The 16,304-nt window shown below is 55.5% G+C and carries 22 protein-coding genes; 3 read left to right on the forward strand and 19 right to left on the reverse strand.

Features of this window, described 5'->3' with window-relative positions; genetic code table 11:
• Position 1 precedes the first annotated feature (1 nt).
• The 3 genes from BDE01S_RS00080 to BDE01S_RS00090 form a co-directional block, all read right to left on the reverse strand.
• Entirely contained in the window at positions 2-481 is a 480-nt protein-coding gene (locus BDE01S_RS00080; protein WP_066075530.1) for a NuoB/complex I 20 kDa subunit family protein, read from the reverse strand.
• The gene (locus tag BDE01S_RS00085) at positions 472-828 is read right to left on the reverse strand and encodes an NADH-quinone oxidoreductase subunit A (protein WP_066075533.1); all 357 of its coding nucleotides are present in this window, start codon (positions 826-828) and stop codon (positions 472-474) included. The genes BDE01S_RS00080 and BDE01S_RS00085 overlap by 10 nt, the downstream gene beginning before the upstream one ends.
• 298 nt (positions 829-1,126) lie before the next feature.
• Positions 1,127-2,005, reverse strand: coding sequence for a LysR family transcriptional regulator (locus BDE01S_RS00090; RefSeq protein ID WP_066075536.1), 879 nt, complete (start codon positions 2,003-2,005; stop codon positions 1,127-1,129).
• Between the two features lie 428 nt (positions 2,006-2,433).
• Between BDE01S_RS00090 and BDE01S_RS00095 the strand changes: the two genes are divergently transcribed.
• The gene (locus tag BDE01S_RS00095; protein ID WP_245934317.1) at positions 2,434-2,916 is read left to right on the forward strand and encodes a PACE efflux transporter; all 483 of its coding nucleotides are present in this window, start codon (positions 2,434-2,436) and stop codon (positions 2,914-2,916) included.
• A 71-nt stretch (positions 2,917-2,987) separates the two neighbouring features.
• Here the strand turns inward: BDE01S_RS00095 and BDE01S_RS00100 are convergent, their stop codons facing one another.
• The 6 genes from BDE01S_RS00100 to BDE01S_RS00125 all read right to left on the reverse strand — a co-directional run bounded on the left by BDE01S_RS00100 (position 2,988) and on the right by BDE01S_RS00125 (position 6,946).
• Positions 2,988-3,719 carry an LOG family protein gene (locus tag BDE01S_RS00100; protein WP_066075539.1) on the reverse strand — a complete coding sequence of 244 codons (732 nt, stop codon included), beginning with the start codon at positions 3,717-3,719 and terminating at the stop codon, positions 2,988-2,990.
• 123 nt (positions 3,720-3,842) lie between these two features.
• Positions 3,843-4,742, reverse strand: coding sequence for a homocysteine S-methyltransferase family protein (locus tag BDE01S_RS00105; RefSeq protein WP_066075542.1), 900 nt, complete (start codon positions 4,740-4,742; stop codon positions 3,843-3,845).
• A 206-nt stretch (positions 4,743-4,948) separates the two neighbouring features.
• Complete coding sequence (locus tag BDE01S_RS00110; protein WP_066075545.1) at positions 4,949-5,437, reverse strand: peroxiredoxin family protein; 489 nt, start codon at positions 5,435-5,437, stop codon at positions 4,949-4,951.
• Positions 5,438-5,442: 5 nt separating this feature from the next.
• Positions 5,443-5,826: an acyl-CoA thioesterase gene (locus BDE01S_RS00115; protein ID WP_416178181.1), complete on the reverse strand. Its 384-nt coding sequence runs from the start codon at positions 5,824-5,826 to the stop codon at positions 5,443-5,445.
• A 5-nt stretch (positions 5,827-5,831) separates the two neighbouring features.
• On the reverse strand, positions 5,832-6,194 hold the full coding sequence (locus BDE01S_RS00120; RefSeq protein WP_066075552.1) for a VacJ: 363 nt from the start codon (positions 6,192-6,194) through the stop codon (positions 5,832-5,834).
• Between the two features lie 239 nt (positions 6,195-6,433).
• Positions 6,434-6,946, reverse strand: coding sequence for an acyltransferase (locus tag BDE01S_RS00125; protein WP_066075701.1), 513 nt, complete (start codon positions 6,944-6,946; stop codon positions 6,434-6,436).
• Between the two features lie 199 nt (positions 6,947-7,145).
• Here BDE01S_RS00125 and rpmE point away from each other — a divergent pair, with 199 nt between their 5' ends.
• Positions 7,146-7,361 (forward strand): 50S ribosomal protein L31, encoded by a 216-nt coding sequence (rpmE, locus tag BDE01S_RS00130; RefSeq protein WP_066075555.1) that lies wholly within the window; start codon positions 7,146-7,148, stop codon positions 7,359-7,361.
• 232 nt (positions 7,362-7,593) lie between these two features.
• Complete coding sequence (locus BDE01S_RS00135; RefSeq protein ID WP_066075558.1) at positions 7,594-9,243, forward strand: ArnT family glycosyltransferase; 1,650 nt, start codon at positions 7,594-7,596, stop codon at positions 9,241-9,243.
• A 108-nt stretch (positions 9,244-9,351) separates the two neighbouring features.
• Here BDE01S_RS00135 and cysM read toward each other — a convergent pair whose 3' ends face one another.
• The 10 genes from cysM to BDE01S_RS00185 form a co-directional block, all read right to left on the reverse strand.
• Complete coding sequence (gene cysM / locus BDE01S_RS00140) at positions 9,352-10,236, reverse strand: cysteine synthase CysM (protein ID WP_066075561.1); 885 nt, start codon at positions 10,234-10,236, stop codon at positions 9,352-9,354.
• A gap of 191 nt (positions 10,237-10,427) precedes the next feature.
• Entirely contained in the window at positions 10,428-11,462 is a 1,035-nt protein-coding gene (locus tag BDE01S_RS00145; RefSeq protein ID WP_066075563.1) for a tyrosine-type recombinase/integrase, read from the reverse strand.
• A gap of 9 nt (positions 11,463-11,471) precedes the next feature.
• Positions 11,472-11,690 carry a DUF4224 domain-containing protein gene (locus BDE01S_RS00150; RefSeq protein WP_066075566.1) on the reverse strand — a complete coding sequence of 73 codons (219 nt, stop codon included), beginning with the start codon at positions 11,688-11,690 and terminating at the stop codon, positions 11,472-11,474.
• A 44-nt stretch (positions 11,691-11,734) separates the two neighbouring features.
• Positions 11,735-11,917 (reverse strand): hypothetical protein, encoded by a 183-nt coding sequence (locus tag BDE01S_RS00155; RefSeq protein WP_066075569.1) that lies wholly within the window; start codon positions 11,915-11,917, stop codon positions 11,735-11,737.
• Positions 11,914-12,198, reverse strand: coding sequence for a DUF7303 family protein (locus tag BDE01S_RS00160; RefSeq protein WP_066075572.1), 285 nt, complete (start codon positions 12,196-12,198; stop codon positions 11,914-11,916). The genes BDE01S_RS00155 and BDE01S_RS00160 overlap by 4 nt, the downstream gene beginning before the upstream one ends.
• Before the next feature lie 66 nt (positions 12,199-12,264).
• Positions 12,265-13,260: a hypothetical protein gene (locus BDE01S_RS00165; RefSeq protein WP_066075575.1), complete on the reverse strand. Its 996-nt coding sequence runs from the start codon at positions 13,258-13,260 to the stop codon at positions 12,265-12,267.
• Positions 13,261-13,344: 84 nt separating this feature from the next.
• Entirely contained in the window at positions 13,345-14,202 is an 858-nt protein-coding gene (locus BDE01S_RS10980; RefSeq protein ID WP_082790368.1) for a BRO-N domain-containing protein, read from the reverse strand.
• A 475-nt stretch (positions 14,203-14,677) separates the two neighbouring features.
• Entirely contained in the window at positions 14,678-14,905 is a 228-nt protein-coding gene (locus tag BDE01S_RS00175) for a hypothetical protein (RefSeq protein WP_066075579.1), read from the reverse strand.
• Between the two features lie 89 nt (positions 14,906-14,994).
• The gene (locus tag BDE01S_RS00180) at positions 14,995-15,612 is read right to left on the reverse strand and encodes a hypothetical protein (RefSeq protein WP_066075582.1); all 618 of its coding nucleotides are present in this window, start codon (positions 15,610-15,612) and stop codon (positions 14,995-14,997) included.
• The gene (locus BDE01S_RS00185; protein ID WP_066075585.1) at positions 15,609-16,289 is read right to left on the reverse strand and encodes an AAA family ATPase; all 681 of its coding nucleotides are present in this window, start codon (positions 16,287-16,289) and stop codon (positions 15,609-15,611) included. The genes BDE01S_RS00180 and BDE01S_RS00185 overlap by 4 nt, the downstream gene beginning before the upstream one ends.
• Positions 16,290-16,304: the final 15 nt, after the last annotated feature.

The raw sequence follows: 16,304 nt of genomic DNA on the forward strand, positions 1-16,304 counted from the left end.
CTTAATCGCGCGCAATCGTTGAAGTGCGCTTGATTTTTTGCTGCAACTGAATCAGACCGTAAATCAACGCTTCGGCAGTCGGCGGACAACCCGGCACATACACATCGACCGGCACCACCCTGTCCGCACCGCGCACCACCGAATACGAATAATGGTAGTAGCCGCCGCCGTTGGCGCAAGAACCCATCGACAACACCCAGCGCGGTTCCGCCATCTGGTCGTACACGCGGCGCAGCGCGGGTGCCATTTTATTGGTCAGCGTACCGGCCACAATCATCAAATCCGACTGGCGCGGAGACGGGCGGAAGATAATGCCGAAGCGGTCAAGGTCATAACGCGCCATGCCCGCATGCATCATTTCAACCGCGCAGCAGGCCAAACCGAACGTAACCGGCCACAACGAGCCGGTACGCATATAATTCAATACCGTATCCGCGCTGGTCGTGACGAAACCTTTTTTCAAAACGCCTTCTATTCCCATTCCAGCGCACCTTTTTTCCATTCGTAAACAAAGCCGACGGTCAGCACCGCAATAAACACCAGCATCGACCAGAATCCGAAAGCACCCAGTTCTTTAAAAACCACCGCCCACGGAAACATAAACGCCACTTCCAAATCAAACAGGATAAACAGAATCGCCACCAGATAATAGCGCACATCAAACTTCATACGCGCATTTTCAAAAGCCTCGAAACCGCATTCAAACGGCGTATCTTTTTCATGGTAATGGCGCTTCGGGCCGAGAACCGTACCCAATAAAATGAAAGCCACACCGGCAATCAAGCCGATGAGGATAAAGACTAAAACGGGAAAATAGCTGGCCAACATGGACGCACCTGTGTTGTTTATCTAAAAATCGTCGGTAAATATCCCGATATTTTAGCCCTTTTCAACCGCACTTAAAAGCAGGCGCAGCGCCGAAACCGCAAAAAAAGCCAATAAATTCAATATTTTTATGATAATGGTTATTATTTACATGCTAACACATCATAAGTAATACCTATCTCGGCGATAAACTAATCCTTTAGATTTAACCATTAAGGCTGCCCGCAAATGCCCTGCAAATCCATCAAAAGCCGTCTGAAAACACCCGATTTTCAGACGGCCTTAGACTTTGCCAAATCCGCTATCTGAAAAACGCCTGCAAACGCTCCGCCCAAAAGTCGGCGGCGGCGTTACGCAAATGCGCGCGCGAATGCAGCCCCACCACAGTAATCAGATTGCCGTCCGGCTCGAAATCCAAATCCAGCTGCACCAGCCGCCCGCTTTCCAAATAAGGGCGGGCAAATTTTTCCGGCAAATCTGCCCAGCCGAGATTTTGGCAGGCCAATTGCAGCAGCGTTTGGTGGCTGTTGGCATACCAACATTGGCGCGACAGGCTGGTGCTGAACCACAGCTCCTGCCGCCCCAAACTGCGGTGGACGATATGGCGGTGCGCCGAAAGCTGCGGCGGCGTAATCTGCCGCACGCCTGCCAACGGGTGCTGCGGCGCGGCCACGGTAATAAAACGGTTGTAGCCCAAAAAGAAAAAATCCAAATCTTTCTGCACATTAAAGTCTTTATACGCCACACCCATCTGCACTAGGCCGTCTGAAATCATCTGCTCGATATCAAACGTCGGCGCAGCAATCAGCTCCAGAGAAGTTTGCGGAAACGCCGCTTCAAACTGCACCGCCAACGCCGCCAAGCCGTCGCTCATCAAACTTTCCTCCACCGCCAGCGCAAACTGCGGCGGCTCCGCCCGCGTCAACGCACTCAGCTTCTGCTCGAAATAGCCGCTCTGCCGCAGCACCGCCAAAGCCTCCGGCAGCAGCGCCCGCGCCGTTTCCGTCGGCACCACCCCGCTCTTGTCGCGCACAAACAGCGCCGCACCCAAATCGATTTCCAAATTGGCAATCATCTGGCTCACACCCGACTGCGCCCGCCCCAAATGGCGCGCGGCGGCAGACAACGAACCGTGCTCGCATACGGCGGCAAAGATTTTGAGTTGTTCGAGGGTGTGCATAAATGCTCCTTTTATTTGTTTCCATTTTCTATCAATCTGAAACCTTTTCGACTACAAAAAAGCATCTGAAATCTCTCCGCAGTCATAGCAGCCGTAGGACGGGCATCCCTGCCCGTCGCTTTGCCGCAAAGCAAAGAAAAATGGTCAATCGAAAGATTTATCTCGCTCTATGAGCGAGCGACGGGCAAGGATGCCCGTCCTACGGATAATCACTCAAAGTTTTGTATAATCAATTCAAAACAAAATGATACATTCAGTAGATTGGCTCTCCGAGCCGACAAAACTAGTTAATAAAAGCACCAGCTCGGGGAGCCGACCTATAAAGTGTGTCATTCTATTTTCAAATAACTATACTTAATCTCTACCCCGCCAACCTATCACAAAACCCGATAGATGTTAACTTTATCAATCTGAAATAATGAACCATAATGCGCCCCATCATTCATTTTCAACCCAAAGGTTTCGCCATGAACTTTGCAGAACGCATTTTCCACTCCGTTTTATTTGAAATCGGCGCCGTATCCGTCGCCACCCTCGCCGTTGTGGCCGCAGGCAGCCACGACGCAGGCACCGCGGCCGGCGCCGGGCTGGTGATGGCGGGCATGGCGATGGTGTGGAACTTCATCTTCAACTACGGTTTCGACAAAATCTTTACCGGCAAACGCGAAGCACGCGGTCTCGGTCTGCGTGTATTCCATACTTTAGCGTTTGAAGCCGGACTGCTGCTGTTTACCGTACCCGTATTGGCGCACCTGCTGCAACTGAGCCTTTGGCACGCCCTGCTGGCCGACATCGGCCTGACCGCGCTGATTACCGTGTACGCGCTGGTATTCAACTGGATGTTCGACCACGCCCGCGCCAAATGGCTGGAAAAACGCAGCTTGGCATCGGAATGTGTATTGGAAAAATAAACGGGAAAGGCCGTCTGAAAACACCCGGTTTTCAGACGGCCTTTGATGATCAATTTATCGAACACCAATCATCACAAGCCCAACAACCACGCATCGTTCCCCGCATCGGCCAAATCCGCCAGGCGGTTTTCATAATGCGCGAAGATGTGTTCGATGATTTCGTCTTCATCGTCAATCAGTTGGATTAAATCCATATCTTCGGGCGAAATCAGGCCGTCGCCCAAGAGCCGCTCGCGTATCCACTCCACCAGCCCCGACCAAAACGCCCGGCCGACCAGGATAATCGGGCGGTTGGGCGTTTTGCCCGTCTGCACCAGCGTCAGGCTTTCAAACAGCTCGTCCAGCGTGCCGAAGCCGCCCGGCATCACCACATAAGCCACCGCGTGCTTCACAAACATCACTTTGCGCGGGAAGAAATGCTGGAATTTAATCGACAAATCCTGATACGGATTGGCATGCTGCTCGTGCGGCAACACGATATTCAGCCCCACCGCAGGGCTTTCGCCTGCAAACGCGCCTTTGTTGGCCGCTTCCATAATGCCCGGCCCGCCGCCCGAAATCACGGAAAAACCGGCATCGGAAAGTTTGCGCGCCAAGCGTTCGGTAAACAGATAATCCGCATGATCCGTCGGCGTGCGTGCGCTGCCGTAAATGCTGACGGCCGGCTGGATAGCCCGCAGCTCTTCGCCCGCCTCGACAAACTCGGAAATGATTTTCAGCACATGGTAAGACTCCCGCGCCTGCACTTCGCGGCGGGTTTCGTCGGGCAGCATCGGCTGCGGCAGTTTTTGATGCAGTGTCATCGCTTCTCCTCTCCTGATTTTCCCAACAGGCCGTCTGAAAACGGGCGCGGGCGTTTTGAAACCATACCCGCCCGTTTTCAGACGGCTTTATTAATGCAATCCGTTACACGGCGCGCTTATCGTTTAAACCGCTTTCAAAGCCGCCGCCAACGCGCCGATATGCTCGGGGCCGATGCCGCAGCAGCCGCCCACGGTATCCGCGCCCGCTGCCAGCCATTCGCGGCTCCACGCCACATAATTCGGCGGGGTGGTATCTTGGCGGATGGCGTCCAAGCCCTCATTGGCGGCGTTCATTTCCTCTGCCACCGGCTCGAAAGCATTAGCATACACGCCCAAGCGGGCGCGGCTGCCCTGCGCGTCCAAAGCCGCACGCGCTTCGGCCACGGCTGCGGCCATCACTTCGGGGCGGCTGCAGTTGAACAACACCGCCGCCGCGCCCGCTTTGCAGACGGCTTCCACCGCCGCGCCGACCCGCTCGCCGGAGCGCAGCAGCGGCTCATCATGCGCGCGCGTGTCTTCCAGCGTAAACGACACCCACCAGGGCTTGCCGTCGTCGGGCAGGCAGCTTTGCCAAAACAGCGCTTCTTCAATACTGCTTTGCGTTTCGCTCAACCAAATATCGGCATACGGCGCCAAGCCGGCCAGCAGCGGCGCAGCCAAAGCGGGCGCGGCGGCGGCATCAAACAAATCGGGGCGGTAAGAGCCGAACAGCGGCGGCAGCGAAGCAGCAACTTTGGCCGCGCGGCCGCTGCGTTCCACCGCTTCCCGCGCCAAACGCCCCGCCGTGGCCGCCAGCGTTTCCGCTTCCGTCTCGAAACGGCTGCCGATATGAAACGGCACCAGCGCATAGCTGTTGGCGGTCACCACATCGGCGCCGGCACGCAGATAGTCGAGATGGGTATCGCGCACAATCTCCGGCGCTTCGGTCAGCGCCAGCGCCGACCATTCCGGCTGGCGGAAAGGCGCGCCTCGGCGGTGCAGCTCCCGCCCCATGCCGCCGTCGAGCAAAATTACGGAATGCATTGTGATGTTCCTAAAATCCGTTAAATGAAACGATTGTACGCTTCCCCGCCGCCGCCGTAAAACGCAGAAAGGCCGTCTGAAAAACGCCGCAGGCCAAGCACGCTGCCGTCTGCAACGCCTTGACCCAATACGGGTCAGGACGCAGCGGCAGGTTTCCGGCTTTAGCTGCGGCGTTTTTCAGACGGCCCGAAAGCGGCGGCTTGTCTCTATTTAGCCAGCTCGCGGTCGATTTCCTGATACAGTTTGCCGAAATCCGGCTCGCCGACAAAGGTTTTCAACACCACGCCCTGTTTGTCGATTAAGAACGAAGTCGGGTAAACCTGCGTGCCGAAAGCCTGCGCGGCGGCCTTATCCGGGTCGTACATCACGGTAAACGGCAGGCCGTACTGCTTCACATATTCGTGCACGCTCTCCAGCGGGTCAAACGGCTCGGCAATGCCCAATACCTGAAAATCCTTGCCCTGATAGTCTTTGGCCATTTTGATGACTTTGGGCATTTCGCTCACGCAACCCGGGCAGGAGGGAAACCAGAAATTGATAAACGTCACCTTGCCCTGCAAATCGGCGTTGGACACGGGTTTGCCGTTCAAATCGGGCAGATTGAACGCCGGCGCGGTTTTACTGTCGGGAATCAGCACAAAAGCCAGCAAGGCGCCGACAAGGGCGACTGCGGCCAGGGTAAGCAGTTTTTTCATGATGCTCAAGGGGTAATCAGGGATTGCAAAAAAGCCGATACAGGCTCGGGGAAACGGATGCCGCGCCCGCTGCCGCCGTCCACCGGCATCAGGGTCACGTCGGCCTCCGCCGCGCTTTTGCCGCTTTCCGACAAAATAATACGCTGGCGCAGCACCAGATGCCGCGCCGTCAGCTCTTTGATTTCGGCGGCAAAGTGCAATACCGCGCCTTCGGTGGCGGCGCGGCGGTAGCGGATGTCCAGCCGCGCAACCACCAGCTGCAGGCCGTCGGGCAGCGGCAGCAGGCCGTGCTGCTCGAAAAACGCCCAGCGCGCTTCTTCGAGAAACTCCAAATAGCGCGCATGGTTGACGTGGCCGTAGCCGTCGAGATGGTAATTGCGGACGCGCACGGCCGTCAGTTCAGATTAATGGGCTGGAAAGCTTCGCGTGCCAGCGGCTCGGCTTCCAAATCGGTGATGACGGTAGAGAGCTGGATGTCGAACCATTCGTTGAAAATATCGGCGTGCAGATCCGGCCACTCGCGCTCGTCTTCGCACCAGTCGGCCAGCTCGGCGGCGAAAATATCTTCAAACCGCGCTTCGATTTCGTCCCACACCTCGTCTGAATTTTCGCAGGGGCGCACCAGATAGGCATTGGCATCGGCCTGCAAGTCTTCCAAAGTGATGCCGTCGAGATGGTTGCCCGGCAGGCTCTGCAGCCAGTTCCAAAACGGCTCCAGCGGAATCAGTAAAAATACGCTGCGGTTGACTTCGTACATGACGGTTTCCTTTTCCAATAATGGGGCAATGATATAGCAAAGGCGGCAAGATTAAAAGGCCGCCCGCCGCTTTCCCCCGCTGCTGCGCGTTCCGCCGCAAAAGCCGTCTGAAAACGAAGTTTCAGCGCAGCTAAAATGAAATTTCAGCGAAGCTAAAACGGCGTTTCTGTAAAGCTAAAGTAGAATTTCTACGGCATCAAGCAGCCTTTCCAGCCCGCGCTCAAATGCGCCCGACCCACTCAATCCAACAACGATTTTTTCACCACCGCCGGATTGCCCGCCGCCAACGTATAGGGCGGTACATCTTTCGTCACCACCGCGCCCGCGCCGATGACCGCGCCGCGCCCGATAGTGACGCCGCCCATGATGATGGCGCGGCGGCCTATCCACACATCGTCTTCAATCCGAATCGGCGCCACATCCGTATAGCCCTCGAAACGCCGCGTGGCTTTGTCGAACTTGTGCGCGGTCGAGTAAAACAGGCATTCCGGCCCCATCATCACCCGCTGCCCTATGCTCAGGCCGGGGCAGATTTCGCAGGACACGCCGATGCCCGAATCATCGCCCACCACCGTATCCGGCAGCACATACGCGCCTTTTTCGATATTGACGTTGCGCCCGAGATGCGGGCTGATGCGCCGCGCCAGGCTGTAGCGCAACCGCTTGGCCGCCGCGCCGAACGGGCGGCTGTAAGACGGCGGCAGCAGCCCGCCCAGCATTCTCAACAATTTCAACAGAATTTTGGTTTTCATCATCCCGCCCCGCGTTTTTCAGACGGCCTTAAAATTAAAGTGCCGCTACTATACCACCAAAGCCGCGCCGCACGCCTGTTGCAAAACCGCCAAGCGCCGCAATATCTGCTTGACGGCAAGGCGGAAAATCGCAATAATAGCCAGCTTGTCTTGAAGTATAGGCAAAATCCCTATACCCGCTTAATTGAAAGGAAATCCCATGAAACAAGGTATTCACCCAAATTACCACGAAATCACCGTAAGCTGCTCTTGCGGTAACAAATTCACGACCAAATCCGCTATGGAAAAAGACAGCTTCAACATCGAGGTTTGCTCTTTGTGCCACCCGTTCTACACCGGCACGCAAAAAATCGTGGATACCACCGGCCGCGTGGACCGCTTCAACAACAAATTCGGCAACCTGTTCAAACGCTAATCCGTCGGAACATCTGCCTGAAAAAGACCGCCGCGGCGGTCTTTTTTGTTTTCAGACGGCCTGCTGCGCTGCGGGCGCACGCCGTTTCCCGCCTGCGGCAGAATTTGTTACACTTCACCCTGATAGTCGGATAACGCGGCAAAACAGCCGACCACGCCCCGACCGCACCCGTATGAAGCCGCTTAATAACGCTTCACCGCCCCCACCGCCTTATTCAAACGAAATACACGCCATGCTGACCTATACCCCGCCCGAATCCCGCCCCGCCGCCAAAACCCGCGAAAAGCCCTGGCTGCTGATGCTGATGGCTTTTGCCTGGCTGTGGCCGGGCGTATTTTCACACGGCCTGTGGAACCCGGGCGAGCCGGCCGTATTTGCCGCCGTCGAAACGCTGCAGCAGGGCGCCACGCCGCTGGCCGCCGAAGTATTGGGCGAACCGGCTTTCCAGATTTCCCCCGTTTACCTGTGGGCGGCGGCGGCCTTTCAAAACCTGTTTTCGCCGTGGGCGGCCACGCCTTATGATGCGGCGCGTTTTGCCGGCGTATTGTTTACCGTCATCGGCCTGACATCCTGCGGATTTGCCGGTTTCAACTTTCTCGGCCGCCACCACGGCCGCAGCGTGGCGCTGATTTTAATCGGCTGCTTCGGCCTGCTGCAGATGGCGCATTTTATGAACACCCTGACCGTGGGCTTCGCCGCGCTGGGCATGATTCTGCACGGCTTCTCGCTGGCGCACCGCCGCGTGATTGCCGCCGCGCTGCTGCTGGGCGGCGGCTCCGCGCTGCTGTCGCTCTCGGCCGGTTTCGCCCTGCCGCTGGCGCTGCTGGCGATGGCGCTGCTGCTGCCGCTGCACCCGCAATGGCGTTTCAAACGCTATTACCTCACGCTGCTGGGCGCGCTCTCCATCGGCCTGCCGCTGCTGGTGGTCTATCCTTTCCTGCTCGCCAGATTGCAGCCGGCGCTGTTTGATTTGTGGCTGAACCGCCATATTTTCGGCAGCTTCGGCGGCCTGGCGGATTTTCAGACGGCCTTTTCCCTGCCTTACTATCTAAAAAACCTGCTGTGGTTTGCCCTGCCCGCCTGGCCGCTGGCATTGTGGACGCTGATGCGTACCCGCGCCGATTCGCAGCGTTGGAGCATTTTGGCCGTGGCGTGGATTTTGATTACACTGACGCTTTTGGCTGCCATGCCGCGCCAATTCCAGGATTATCTGGTATGGCTGCTGCCGCCGATGGCGCTGCTGGGCGCGGCGCAGCTCGACGGCCTGCGGCGCGGCGCGGCGGCCTTTATCAACTGGTTCGGCATTATGGCCTTCGGGCTGGCGGCCGCTTTCCTGTGGGTGGGCTTTTTCGCCATCAACTACGGCTGGCCGGCCAAGCTGGCCGAACGCGCGGCGTATTTCAGCCCGTATTACACGCCCGATATCGACATCGTGCCGATGGCGGTGGCCATTCTGTTTACCCCGCTGTGGCTGCTGGCGATTACGCGCAAAAACATCAAAGGCCGCCAAGCCGTCACCAACTGGGCGGCGGGCGTAACGCTGGTTTGGGCGCTGCTGATGACGCTGTTTCTGCCCTGGCTGGATGCCGCCAAAAGCTATGCGCCGGTGGTGAAACAGATGCAGGCCGCCCTGCCCGCGGATTTGGCGCAGCGTTTTTCAGACGGCCGCGAATGCATCAGCGTCGCCGCCCACGACGACCGCGCCCGCCTGGCCTGGCAGCAATACGGCAGCATCATCCTGCACACCGATGCCGACTGCCGCTACCGCCTGGTGCAGCAACCGAAAGACAGCGCCGCGCCGCAGGGCTGGGTGAAACTGTGGCAGGGCGCACGCCCGCGCAACAAGACTGAAGGCTTTGCTTTGCTGGAGCGTGCCGAGTAACGCAGGTGCTCAATCCATATAAAAAGCCGTCTGAAAAATGCAGCTGCTGCGTTTTTCAGACGGCTTTTTTACGGTCAAACCGCCGCGCGGCTTGCACCAACTTCCAACTTACGGCTGCCCGAACAACCCCGTGGACAAATAGCGGTCGCCGCGGTCGCAGATAATGCACACCACCACCGCGCCCGGATTTTGTTCGGCGATTTCCACTGCTTTCAAGGCCGCTGCGCCCGATGATACGCCGGCAAACACGCCTTCTTCGCGGGCAAGGCGGCGCATAAAGGCTTCGGCTTCCTGCTGGTTCACGTCCAGCGTTTCGTCAATCAAATCGGCTTCGAAAATGCCCGGCATATAGGCGGCCGGCCAGCGACGGATGCCGGCGATGGCGGACTGTTCGTCGGGTTGTAAACCAATGATTTGAATGGCGGGGTTTTGTTCTTTCAGATAACGCGCCACGCCGCTGATGGTGCCGGTGGTACCCATCGAGCTGACGAAGTGGGTGATTTTGCCCTCGGTTTGCGCCCAAATTTCGGGGCCGGTGGTGAGATAGTGCGCTTCTTTATTGTCGGGATTGTTAAACTGGTCGAGCACCTTGCCCAAGCCCTGCGCCTGCATGGCCAAAGCCTGGTCGCGGGCGGCTTCCATGCTTTCGGTTTCCACCAATTCCGCGCCGTAAGCCGCCATCGCGTCTTTGCGCTCTTGGGTAGAATTGGCGGGCATGAGCAGAATCAGGCGGTAGCCTTTGACGGCGGCGGCCATCGCCAGCGCGATGCCGGTGTTGCCGCTGGTGGCTTCAATCAACGTGTCGCCCGGGCGGATGTCGCCGCGTGCTTCGGCTTGGGCAATCATGTGGTAGGCGGGGCGGTCTTTCACCGAACCGGCAGGGTTGTTGCCTTCGAGTTTCGCCCACACCTGCGCTTGGGTGTGCGCGGCGACGCGCGTCAGGCGGATAAGCGGCGTTTGGCCGATGGTGTCGGCCAGATAAGTCGGTTTCATAAATGTTTCCGTGCGTGATGTGAAGCGGGAATGTAGCACAAAAAAGCGGCGGCGTGCAGGCTGCGGGGCGGGGTGGGGGCGGACAAGGCCGTCTGAAAATACTGTTTTCAGACGGCTTTGTTTAGCTATATGATTAATAATGGCTTTTAACAAGAAACGTTCCGCAAATATCTAAAGTGTTCCGCAAAATGCTATTTGCGCTTCAGCGGCTCAAGCACTTTGTCTTTGCGGATATATTGCTTCGTCATGGCCGTTGAGGTGTGGCCGAGCTGGGCGCGGGCGGTGTCGGCGTCGCTGGAAAGGTAGATGTCGGTACCGGCTTTTGCCCGCAAATCTCTGAATTGGAAGCTCTCTAAATCTTTTGCCATTTCGGGGTATCGGGCAATCAGGTTGTGGCGTAGTCTTACCCATCTTTCGGTCAGGGCTTTGCGGGTCAGCGGTGCGCCTTGGCTGTTGTGAAACAGGTAGCTGCCTGTGTTGCGTTTGTTGATGATGTCTGCCAGGTCTCCTGTGATGTGGAAGCGCAGTTTGGCGCCTGTTTTTTGTTGGGTGATGTGCAGTATGCCGTCGTGAATGTGATGGCTGTGGATTTTGACTAGGTCGATGGGGCGTTGGCCTGTGATGTAGGCTAAATCCATTAGGTCGCGTATGGTTTCGTCGGCGTGGCTGTAAACGAATTTGTAGATGTGGTCTTCGATATACACGTCTTTGCGGCCTTTCAGGGTGTGTTTTTTGACGCCTTGTGCGGGGCTGGCTTGGTTGGTGTAGCCTAGTTCGCGTCCGTAGTTCCACATGATGGTGAACAGGGATATTTCGTTGTTGGCGGTGGTCGGGGTGTCTTTGCGCCATTGCAGGTATTGGCTGATATGGCTGGGGTGTATTTTGTTTAGGGGTGCGTCTGGGTTGCCGAAAAATTGTTGCAGGGGCTTGAGCCATGCTTGGTATCTTTTGGCGGTGCTGGGGGCGGTTTTGCCGCTGTTGATGATGTCGTGGATATAGCGGGCGGCCAGTTGGTTAAAGGTAACGGCGGGAACTTGTTTTTTGGTTTCGAGCTCTGCCCATTTTTTTACGGCCAATACGTAGTCGGTGCCGAGTGGGATTTCTTTACGGGGCTGTCCGCCTGCGTCGTAGAAGTAGTAGGTGACGGGGTCGCTGTATTTGCGGCTGCGGGTGCGCGCTCTCATGCCTTTGGGCAGGTTGAGGTGTACGGTGTTTTTTCTGCCCATGGTGTTCTCCTATGCGGTGTTGAATAAGACGGCGGGCTGCCAGGTGGGTTCTTGGACTGCGGGGGCTTTGGTGCGTTTGCCGTACAGGGTTTCCCATGCGACAACGGGGCGGCCTGCAGCGGTGGTGGTAAAGGGGATGCGGTTTTGTTTGAGAACTTCGATTTGTCTGCGGGGGTGGCTGCGGCCTGTGAGTTCTTTGAGTTCTTCGCGGGTTAGAAAGGCGCTCATGTTTTGCTCCTGTTTATTCCCCCGATTTCGGGGGTGGGGTGGGTTCAACGTTTCTTTTTGGCTTTGCGGGCGGCGCGGTTTTTGAGCCGCTTTTGGCGGCTGATGGTGGCTTCGGGTATGTCCACGGCTTCGAGCGGCAGTTTTTCGATGGCTTGGGCAAATTCTTCATCGAACTTTTCGGCGGGGCGGCCGAACAGCCATGTTTTGAGTTTTTGGAAGGGGTTCATTTTTGTTCCTTTTTTAATATCCAGAAACGCACGCCTACAATGCCGTCTTCTTCTACTATGCGAGCGGTATAGGCAATATCTTTGATATTGTTACGTACCCTCCATTTATAAAAGGCGTTGCTAACTCTTAACTGTTCTTTTTTGGCTTTCTCTTTGCCTGTCGGGCTGGCGATAAAGAAGCTGTCGCCATATTTCATGTCGTCAAACGGGTACTTGCTTTCTCCAGAAAATTTGCTTGCTGGTGGAACGGGTATGTTTTTTTCGATGGTAAAAATGCTCATTTTGTTGCTCCGTAAAAAAAGGCCGTCTGTTTTCAGTTGTCAACTTTTACTTGATAACTGGATTTTTCAGACGGCTTGTTTGCTTTGTTCGGCTTTGGCGATGGCTTGGCTTTTGGCGAGCCTTGCGGTGTAGCCTGCCCAGTCGAATGTGCTTTTTTGGGTGGCGGCTTCCATGCGCTCCAGCCAGTATTGGGCGTCGTGAATGATTTGGACGAGCCGGTCGGCGTTGTTTTCTACCATGCGCTGGATGACGGGGTGGCGGCATTGGGCGATGGTTTGGGGGCGTTGGAAGCCGGGGTCGGGTTGGCTGCTGGATTGGTGGATTTCGTAAATGAGGTTGGCGCAGTCGAGCATTTGGGCTTGGTAGTCGCTGTATTTGAGGTGGTATTTTCTGGCGGTGTGGTAGGCGTTGCTGCCGCGTGCGGTTTCGTCGAATGCACAAAGTATGTTGCTGGGGTGTTCGATGAAGCGCAGGCCTTTGTTTAATACGCCGACTGCGAGGCTGTATTTGGCGCAGTATTGGGCAAGCTCTACGGGGACTTCGGGCATGGTGCGGCTGGCGGCGCGGCAGAGGGTTTGCAGGGGCTGTAATACGGTGTCGCGCTGGTTGGGGCTTAATTCGTGGAACTGGTCAAACCATGCTTCGAGGGCTTGGTAGGCTTCGTTGCAGATTTTGATGTGGGTTTGTAAAAGGTGTTGCTGGCTGGGGCTGCGGTAGATTAAGACGGCCAGTATGCGGTATTGGCGGATAAGGTATTGCATGAAGTAGGTGGCCTGCGCGGTGCGGACGCGGCGCATTTCGTTAAATTCAAGCCAAAGTTTGATGTTGCAGTCGAGGTAGTCGTTTTCGCTCATGGCGGGGCTTTGGCACAGGCTGCGGATGTATTTGTCGGCGCGGGAGGCGGTGGCGGCGGCTTTGTTTTTATCTACTTTGAGTGTGCCGTTTTGGATCTGGCTGATGATTTTGCTGTTACGCTCTATGCGTTTGCTTTTTTTGGCGGCGCGTTGGGCGGCGATGATTTGGCTGGCGGTGGGTCGGGTTTGGGCGGTTTGGGCTTGCATGATTGGCTCCGTGTGGATATGTAAAAAGCCCGACTGTTTAGGTCGGGCTTGGTTTGGGTTTAGGGTTTCAGACGGCTTTGCTGGTCAAATGCCTTGCTGCATACTGTGTTGCAGCCTGCCGTAAATGCTTTGCTGTTCGGGGTTCAGGGTGCGGCTGTTGCGCTCGCACCAGTTTTGCACTTTCTCGAAGATGGTATCGGTGTCGTGGACGTAGCTCCATACTACGCCGCCGTAAGTCAGACCCAGGTTTTGGAATGCGGGCAGGTGGTAGCCGACTATGCGGCGCATTCTTTCTGCATTGAGCAACAGGCGGGTAATGCTTAATACGTCTGCGCCGCTGGTTTGGGGATTGGCTGTGCCGTAGGCTTCGGGGGCGTTGGGTATGCTTGCCAAGTAGTTTAAGGCCGTCTGAAAGTCTGCCTGCTTGATTTGGGTGTAGCTGAAGACGTTCATGTAGCAGTGCAGTTTGTGATAGACGGCGCGACTGCTTTCGCCTGTACGCTGGCAGCGTTGTTTGACGGCTGCTTGGATTTGGCGGCACTCGTAGGCATTCAAGGTGTCGCTGTGTTGGGGGTTGGTGTAGCTGCCTGTTTTGCGGATTTGCGGGATAACTTCTTCAAATATCCAGTCTTGGAATTTGACGGCCTCGGCTTTGTTGCTGCGGAAGATGACGCGGTAGAGGTTCGGCTCGTTGATGTAGGTCAACTCTTGTTTGCCGCCTGCGGTGGCCGTTTGGATTTTGAAAATGCCTGATGCTTTTAGACCGCCTCGATTTTTAAGGGTGTCGTTTTTAACGACCCCCTTTGAAACTTGCAGTAAATCAGAACTTCGGGGGATTTCCAAAATATCGGCAACGTCTTTCAGACAGAACAGTGGTTCGCCATTTTGAAATTCAACACGCACGTTTTGGGCAGCTTGGAATTGGAAAATTTGAGTTTGCATTTTATTTACTCGCTTGAAAGTTTTTTAAATCCGCCGCTCATACGACCAAGTATGAGGTGGGGCGGTACTTTTCAGGTTGGTCGACTGCTCAAGCGAAACAGCACATCTTGCGATGTCCCGAAAAGCCCGCCCCGTTGAGGTTTTTAAGATGGGTGGGATTTTATCCCCCTCATCTTTTAACTTTCATAAAGGGGTGGTATTTTATCCCACCCCTTGCGGGTAAACTTTTATGCAATAAAAAAACCGCAAATGCGGCAATATTGAATTGCGCTTGAAAAAACAGGCGACCAAGCCTGCGTTGCTGATTGAAGCAACGGGGATATAGTAACCTGTTTCTTTGCGGTTGTACAGTTTAAATTTTCGTCTAAAACAAAACCCCGCTTTTCGGGGCGGGGTTTGGGTTATTGTTTGCTCAGGTGTCGGGCTGTGAGGGCTACGGCCAAGCCGACAAGGGCGAATACCAGTAAACCGAATGTCATGGTTTATTCCTTTCTGCTTGGTTTCTGAACAGCCTGCCGCCAATCAGGAAAAAGTAGATTGAAGTCAGCAGTAAAAATGTGTTCAACAGTTTGATGGATATGGGGTCTTTTCCATATAGTACAACGGGAACGCCCAATATGGCAACTTTGGCTATGTCATCGGCCATTTTCGCCCATGCTTCAAAGTCGCTCTTGATAATGGGCTTTTTAAACAGGTTGAGCATGGTTCTTCGCTGCTTTTGTAAGGGAAAATATGCTAACCTGTTTCTGTGCGGTTGTAAATATTTTATGCGCTTTTCAGACGGCCTATTGTTTAAAACGGAATGTCGTCGTCGATGTCTTCGCGCGGCTGCACGGTCTGGGCGCTTTGGCGGCTCGGCGGGGGCGGTACTTGATGGCCTGCTCCGCTCTGCTGCTTGCGTTCGTCTTTGTCTTTGAGTGTGGCAAGGATTTTGTCCACGCGCTCAGCTGGGCCGCCTTCCAAATGCTCTTTCAGGGTAAGGCGGCTGCGGGTGCTGAATGCCAGTACTAACTCGAATTTGTAGCTGTCGCTGCCGTCTGTTTTGGTAGTCAGCACTTTTTGCAGTATCAGGCCGATGGATTTACCGACCAATTCGGGGCAGATGTGGTCGCTTCCCTGCGGTGCGGTTGTGAGGTTTTGCAGGTTGAGTAAGCCCATTATGGCGTTGATGTGGGCGATGCCGTATTGGTTGGGGCTGCCGTCTGCTTTGGTGTGGTAGATGCTGATGTAGTTGGCTTTTTGGCCGTCTGCGCTTTCAAATGAAAGCTCTAATGCTTGTGATTGGGTGTGCTGGCCGCGCGTCCATTTGGCGGCTGTGATTTTGCCGGTGTATGCGCCGCTTTGGTTGATGTAGCTGCTTTCGCCTGCGGTAACGGCGGCGGTTTGGTCGTATTGGAACATGATGCTCATTGGGTGGTCTCCGTGGTTTGGGGTTGGGTGGGTATGTCGTAAAAGTCGCAGATGGCGCGGTCAACTTCGGCCAGGTCGTTATCAATCAGTTCATGTTCGAACATGCCGATTGGGGCTTTTACGGTATCGTTGCCGCTGTTGCGGGTGGCAAACTGGTATTGGCCTTGATTGACTACGGTTTTGAGGGCGATGGTAAATACGCCTTCGGGGGTGTATTTTTCATCAAGCATTTTGCCTACTGTTTTGGCTTTGGTTTTGCCGAATGCGTCGGTTTCGGTGTGCCAGAGAAAGTAAACGCGGATATGGTCGGGCAGGCTTTGGGCAAGGTTGATGATGTCGAATGCCAGGCGTCCGATTTCGGCGAATTTTTCAAAGCCTTTTTCATGGCTGCGGCGGAAAAATTCGTTTGCCATGATGTATTGGAAGTCGTCTAAGACGATAATCTGTTTTTGCTGCACGTAAGGGGATTGAAGCAGCTTACAGACGGTGGCGCTCTGGTCGGTGGTGTAGATGCTGCCCTGCGGGTTGTCGGTGTTGAAGTTTTGCCAACCTGCCGATTTAAACGGCAGGGGCTTGGCAATGCTGCGTATCAGCAGGGTTTGGGCGGGGTCGAGATGGCGCAGCGATGTGGTTTTTCCTGTGCCGCTTTCGCCTAAAATCAGGGTCATGATGCTCATTTTCGGGCTTTCCTT

Origin of the sequence: Bergeriella denitrificans NBRC 102155, assembly GCF_001592185.1 — a bacterium.
Classification (GTDB): Bacteria; Pseudomonadota; Gammaproteobacteria; order Burkholderiales; family Neisseriaceae; genus Neisseria; species Neisseria denitrificans.